Source organism: Bradyrhizobium sp. (genome assembly GCF_049798375.1).
Classification (GTDB): domain Bacteria; phylum Pseudomonadota; class Alphaproteobacteria; order Rhizobiales; family Xanthobacteraceae; genus Bradyrhizobium.
Genome location: NZ_JBARGP010000650.1, coordinates 1 through 6,700, shown reverse-complemented (window position 1 = coordinate 6,700; position 6,700 = coordinate 1). Strand labels below are relative to the sequence as shown.

General features: G+C 63.2%; 5 protein-coding genes. 4 read left to right on the top strand and 1 reads right to left on the bottom strand.

Annotated features, from left to right (window positions below; all coding sequences use genetic code 11):
• The 3 genes from WA702_RS25500 to WA702_RS25490 all read left to right on the top strand — a co-directional run.
• On the top strand, positions 1–354 hold a 354-nt coding region (locus WA702_RS25500; protein WP_425113311.1), incomplete at its 5' end, for an ammonium transporter.
• Between the two features lie 333 nt (positions 355–687).
• The gene (locus tag WA702_RS25495; protein ID WP_066514990.1) at positions 688–1,026 is read left to right on the top strand and encodes a P-II family nitrogen regulator; all 339 of its coding nucleotides are present in this window, start codon (positions 688–690) and stop codon (positions 1,024–1,026) included.
• Between the two features lie 39 nt (positions 1,027–1,065).
• Positions 1,066–2,568, top strand: a complete 1,503-nt coding sequence (locus WA702_RS25490) for an ammonium transporter (protein ID WP_425113310.1) — start codon at positions 1,066–1,068, stop codon at positions 2,566–2,568.
• Between the two features lie 881 nt (positions 2,569–3,449).
• Here WA702_RS25490 and bamA read toward each other — a convergent pair.
• A complete protein-coding gene (gene bamA, locus WA702_RS25485; RefSeq protein WP_425113312.1) occupies positions 3,450–5,963 on the bottom strand; it encodes an outer membrane protein assembly factor BamA in 2,514 nt (837 codons plus the stop codon).
• 53 nt (positions 5,964–6,016) lie between these two features.
• On the opposite strand from bamA, the gene WA702_RS25480 reads away from it, so the two are divergent.
• Positions 6,017–6,424 (top strand): hypothetical protein, encoded by a 408-nt coding sequence (locus WA702_RS25480; RefSeq protein WP_425113309.1) that lies wholly within the window; start codon positions 6,017–6,019, stop codon positions 6,422–6,424.
• Positions 6,425–6,700: the final 276 nt, after the last annotated feature.

Below are 6,700 nucleotides of genomic sequence, written 5' to 3'. Positions count from 1 at the left end.
ATCGGCGTGATCGCCGGGCTGATCTGCTACTGGGCCTGTACCTGGCTCAAGCACCGCTTCAACTACGACGACTCGCTCGACGTGTTCGGCGTCCACGGCATCGGCGGCCTGACCGGCACGCTGCTGGCCGGCGTGTTCGCGACCTCTTCGATCGGCGGCGTCGCGGGCCTGCTCGAGGGCCATCCGCAGCAGTTGCTGAGCCAGTTTTATGGCGTCGCGGTGACCCTGGTCTGGTCGGCCGGCGTGACCTACGGGCTGCTCAAGCTGGTCAGCGCCTTCGTGCCGTTGCGGGTCTCCCGCGAGCACGAGCTCGAAGGCCTCGATATCACCCAGCATGGCGAAGCGCTGCAATAGGCGCCCTGCCCCGACCCGCTCCATTTGAGCCGGCCCGGACCTCGGAGGGCTGCCCTCCGAGTGAGCAGCTTTGTGCCTGAACGCGGCCCTGCTCACAGTTTTCGCAAGCATGCTCATTCTTTAGGCGCGACCTAAGAGCGCAGTTCCGCACCCCCATCCCGCAGCGCGAAAAGCCCCGCATTCATCGCCCGTTAGGCAGGCCCGGCCGTCTGGCACGGCATTTGATTCTACAGGTCTCGGCTGTGCCCGCGTTGTGAAGCTTCTCCGCGTGGTGAACCTCAGTCGGTAGACGCTCGGTAACGTCCGTACCGGGCCCAAGCGGGGATAGGACTCATGAAAATTGTTATGGCGATCATCAAGCCATTCAAGCTCGAAGAAGTCCGCGATGCCCTGACCGCCATCGGCGTTCACGGTCTCACGGTGACGGAAGTCAAGGGATATGGCCGGCAGAAGGGCCACACGGAAATCTACCGCGGCGCCGAATACGCCGTGAGCTTCCTGCCCAAGATCAAGATCGAGGTCGCGATCGCCAGCGACCAGGTCGACAAGACCATCGACGCCATCACCTCCGCAGCCAAGACCGGACAGATCGGCGACGGCAAGATCTTCGTCATCAGCCTCGAGCACGCCGTGCGCATCCGCACCGGCGAGGCCGACGCTGCCGCCCTTTGATTTCGCGCTCAACCTTCTCAATTCACGGAGTAGAATAAAATGACGTTCAAGCGTCCAACCAGCGCGGGGTGGATCACGCTCGCCATCGCCGGGCTCTGCGTCGCAGGCCTCGCAGACGTGGCGTTCGCTGAGGATGCGCCTGCCGCAGCCGCTGCAGCCGCGCCGATTCCGAATAAGGGCGACGTCGCCTGGATGCTGGTCTCCAGCGCGCTCGTGCTGATGATGTCGGTGCCCGGCCTCGCGCTGTTCTATGGCGGCCTGGTCCGCACCAAGAACATGGCCTCGGTCCTCACCCAGGTGTTCGCGATCGTCGCCATGGTCGGCGTGGTCTGGACCCTCTACGGCTACTCGATGGCGTTCTCCGACGGTGGCAGCATGACCTCCTGGGTCGGCGGGTTCAGCAAGGCCTTCATGCACGGCATCGACGCCAACTCGACGGCGGCAACCTTCTCCAACGGCGTCGTGATTCCGGAGCTCGCCTATTTCGTGTTCCAGATGACCTTCGCGATGATCACGCCCGCGCTGATCGTCGGCGCCTTCGCCGAACGCATCAAGTTCTCGGCGGTGATGCTGTTCATCCTGCTCTGGGTGACCTTCATCTACTTCCCGATCGCGCATTGGGTCTGGTATGTCCCGGCGCCGGACGACGTTGCAGCTGCCGCCAAGGCCGTTGCTTCCGCGACCGACGCCGCCGCCAAGACTGCGGCCGAGGCCAAGCTGGCCGAGGTCAATGCCAATGCTGGCTGGCTCTTCCAGGCGGGCGCGCTCGACTTCGCGGGCGGCACCGTGGTGCATATCAATGCCGGCATCGCCGGCCTGGTCGGCGCGCTGATCATCGGCAAGCGCGTCGGTTACGGCAAGGACCTGATGGCGCCGCACTCGCTGACCATGACCATGATCGGCGCAGCCCTGCTGTGGGTCGGCTGGTTCGGCTTCAACGCCGGCTCCAACCTCGAAGCCAACGGCACCACCGCACTGGCCTTCGTCAACACCATGGTCGCGACCGCCGGCGCGGCGCTGTCCTGGCTGCTGTGCGAATGGGCTCTGAAGGGCAAGCCGTCGCTGCTCGGCATCTGCTCGGGTGCGGTCGCCGGCCTCGTCGCCGTCACGCCCGCCTCCGGCTATGCCGGCCCGATCGGCGCATTGGTGCTCGGCCTGATCGTCTCGCCGGTCTGCCTGTTCTTCGTCTCCACCGTGAAGAACACGTTCGGCTATGACGACGCGCTCGACGTCTTCGGCGTGCACTGCGTCGGCGGCATCATTGGCGCGCTCGGCACCGGCATCCTGGTCAACCCCGCGCTCGGCGGCGTCGGCATCACCGACTACACCAACATCACCGGCAACAATGCCGGCACCTACGAGTTCGCCACCCAAATGCTGGCGCAGGGCAAGGCGGTGCTGGCAACGCTGCTGTGGTCCGGCATCGGCTCGGCGATCCTCTACAAGATCGTCGACGTGGTGATCGGGCTGCGTCCCACCGTGGAGCAGGAGCGCGAAGGTCTCGACATCACCGATCACGGCGAGCGCGCCTACAATTACTGAGTTCTCCCGGGGCTCGGCGCCAAGGAATTTGTTCTCTGGCGCCGGTCCATAACTTCGGTTCGGGCACATACCCGGCAATGCCCTGACCGTCGAGGGGCTCCAGCGCAAGCTGGGGCCCCTTTCTTTTTGGTGCTGCTGGACCTGCGTTCGGACATTCGTCGAATTCTCCGCCGTCATCGCCCGCGTGCGGGCGATCCAGTATTCCGAGACGGTGGTGATTGATCGAGAAGCCGCGGCGTACTGGGTGCCCCGCCTGCGCGGGGCATGACACCTGAAAATATCGCACGAGCGTTGCGAACATGACCTGACGTTCCCGCGACACGAATGTCCGAGTTCTGCTGATCTCGTCGACCCTCCTTTAAGCAGAGGGCGCAGGGAAGACCGGGTATCAGCCGATACCCGCGGTCCGCGTGCAGCAAAAAAGCACGCGGCAGAACCACAGGCTCAGCCAAATATCCGGCCTTCCCTGCGCAATGGTGTTACGGCTTATACGTGATCTCCTCGGTGCACCGGGCTTTTTGGCCACCGTCGCCACGCCGATCATCGGCGCGGCTTGGCATCAGCGTCGGGATGCCAAGACCACACGACTTCGCCGTCCGCGCCATGCCGTTCGTCCGCATGTGAGACCACATCCGACGTCACGTCGCGTCCATCGCATCCCGCTTCCCACGTCTCGTGACGATCGCGATACGCCCCTCCGTCATGGAGGCGGGACGGGCGGAAGCATCGTTCTGATTTGCCCGACGACGCAAGCGCGCACAGCTGCGACAAAGTAACCCGACGGGCAATTTGCGCATGGCGGACATGCGCGCACCACTCTCTTTGCCGTCATTCCGGGGCGCGCGAAGCGCGAGCCCGGAATGACGAGAGAAGAAATTTCGTTAGAACGACGTGCCGCCACCGAAGCGGAATTCCTGGGTAATGTCGTATTTGCCCTTGGTGATCGGCACCGCGTAGTCGAAGCGCAGCGGGCCGAACGGCGAGGCCCAGATCAGGCCGACGCCGACCGACGAGCGCACCACCTGGGTGTCGTCATATTGCAGGCCGCATTTGCAGGCCGCTGAATTGACCTCGCCGGTCGCGGCCCACGATGTCGGGCCCTGATAGCCCCACAACGAGCCGGCGTCGGCATAGACTGCGCCCTTGAGGCCGACTTCCTTCGGTAGGAACCAGAACGGCATCTGCAATTCGTACGACGCGCCCCAATATTTGGTGCCGCCGAGCGCATCGCCGGTGACGCCGAGGCTGGCATAGGTGATGTCGCGCGGGCCGATGCCGTTCGAGGCGAAGCCGCGCACCAGGTTCGGCCCCATCTGAAACTGGTCGAGCATGCGAAGCTGGGTGTTGCCGACCTGGTTCAGCATGCCGGCCTGCAAATGCATCACGCCGACGATCTCCGATACCAGCGGGGTGAAGTACTTCGCGTCGATGGCGGTCTTCAGATAGGATACGTCGCCGCCGACGCCGGCAAAATCCTGCTTCCAATCGATCAGCAAGCCGTCGGTCGGGTTCTTGTTGTTGTCGAGCGTGTTGTAGGTCAACGTATAGCCGAGCGCAGAGGTCAAGGCCGCGCCGTTCGCCAGCTCCATGCGCACCGGCAGGCTCGATTCGCCGTCGGCATAGCAACCCCAGCCGTAATAGCCCGAACTGGTCGAATTGGTCGGGTCGGCGCCGCCGAGCACGTTCTGGATGTAGGCCGGCGTCGGGTTAAAGGCGAGCAGGCCGTTGCTCGCGTTGTTGTTGCAATTCGCCAGATAGGACGGCAGCGAGATCGATTGCTGATAGAGCGAGTAGCGCAGTTGCAGCGACAGGTCCTCGCGGAGCTGGAAGCCGAGCCGCGGACTGAAGCCGACCGTGGTGACGCCATAACTGACATAGGAGTTGGCGAGTTGCTGGCGATAATACAGATCGAGCCCGAGCGCGATGCGGTAATCCAGCAAATAGGGCTCGATGAAGGAGAGCGACACGCCGCGCGCATATTGCCCGTAGGTTACGGAGGCCTTGGCGAACAGGCCGCGGCCAAGGAAATTGCGCTCGGAGATCGAGACCTGCGCCAGTGCGCCGTCCGTGGTCGAGTAACCACCCGAGACCGAGAAGTCGCCGGTGGACTTTTCCTCGAGATTGACGACCAGAATGACGCGGTCGCTCGACGAGCCCGGCTCGGTCGTGATCTTCACTTCCTTGAAGAAATCGAGATTCTTCAGCCGGCGCTCGGCGCGGTCGACCAGCGCGCGGTTGTAGGCGTCACCTTCCGAGATGTCGAACTCACGGCGGATGACGTAATCGCGGGTGCGGGTGTTGCCGCGGATGTTGATCCGCTCGATATAGCTCCGCGGGCCCTCGTCGATCGAAAACACCACCGAGACGGTGTGCGCCTCGAAATTGCGGTCGCCGCTCGGACGCACCACAGCGAAGGCATAGCCACGCCGCGAGGCTTCGATCTGCATCTCCTCGATCGACTTCTCGACCTGCTCGACATTATAGAGCGAGCCGACGCTGACATGCGAGAAGCCGCTCAGCGATTTGCCGTCGAGCGTTGCGATCGATGATTTGAAGTCGATCGCGCCGACGCGATATTGCTGGCCCTCCTCGATCTTGAAGGTGACCAGGAAGCCCTTCTGCGCCGGATCGTATTCGGTGAGCGCGGCCACCACCTGCACATCGGCATAGCCGTGCTTCAGATAGAAGCGGCGCAGCAGGTCGCGGTCAGCCTCAACGCGGTCGCCATCATAGACGTCGCCACCGCCGAGAAAGCTGAGCAGGTTCGACTCATGAGTCTTGATCTGATCCTTCAGCCGCGACGCCGAGAAGGCATTGTTGCCGACGAAGCTGACCGCCTTGACGCCGGTCTTCTGTCCCTCTTCGACGGTGAAGACGAGGTCGACGCGATTGTTCGGCTGCTCGATGATCTCAGGCGTGACGCGGACATCGTAGCGGCCGGAGTGGCGGTAGACTTCCGCGATGCGCTGCGCATCCGACTGCACCATCGGGCGCGACAACGTGCCGCGCGGTTTGGACTGCACTTCGGCCGTGAGCTGCTCGTCCTTGATCTTCTTGTTGCCTTCGAAGGCGACGCGGCCGATCACGGGGTTCTCGACCACGCGAACGACGAGGTGACCGCCCTGCCGATCGATCTTCACATCCGAGAACAGGCCGGTCTCGATCAATGCTTTCAGCCCATCATCGACCTGCCCGGCATCGAGCGTGCCATTCGGACCAGGCTTGAAGTAGGAGCGCACCGTCTCGGCCTCGACGCGCCGGTTACCCTCCACCGTGATCGCCGCGACGCTTTGCGTAGCGGCCGGCGCGGCGATGGCGCTTCGTCCTCCTGACGCGATCATTGGCGGAGCGAGGATGATCAGGGCCAGCAGGCCCCGCAAGGTCAGACGCATGATCGACGTTCTTTCGCAGTCTCATTCCCCGCGCGATCAGCGGCGATTCTCCGTCGATGCGCGATCTCGCGTCGGTGATGCCTGCGAATGATGGTCGCTATGCGCCCGGTTTGTTGCGTGAAATGTCGAATGGTTGTGTGCTTGTCGGATTGTTTCCGATCAGAAAAGATCGAACTACGCACAAGCTCGCCGCGCGCATGCAAACGCGCGGAAGCGGCTCGTTTGACGCGGTGTTGCGCGACGGTGACGACGGGGCAATTGTCCTCGCTTCGCCGCATTTTCCGAGCTCCGCAATCAAATTCTACAAATCTGCTGCGAGCGGCAACACGCGGAAAGACGCGCGCTGCTATCTTGTTTGCATCCGAACTGAGCCCCCTAAGCAGTTCGGCCAAGGCCCGGTGCGTACAGATTCCCAAAATCATTCCGGCGCACCGGGCCACCTTCTCGGCATTCACATTTCATGAGACGTTGTTCGCGAGCGCTCGCGCAGCCGGCGATGCGCTGCCTGATCCCGTCCGCTGAGACGGCATTGCGGCGTGCGGCTACGGCGTTCGGTCCGAGATCGCTGTCGTCCCGATAAGCGAAGCGCGATCCGGCATCGTACGGAACGATGCGATGATCATCGGCGGCTGCTCGGACGGATTCACGCGGGAACGCTGCACTTTGCTGGGTTGGGGCCGGAATGTACAAGGTCTCACCCGACATGATCCGCCCCGTCTGTTGTAAAAAAACCTCTGGAT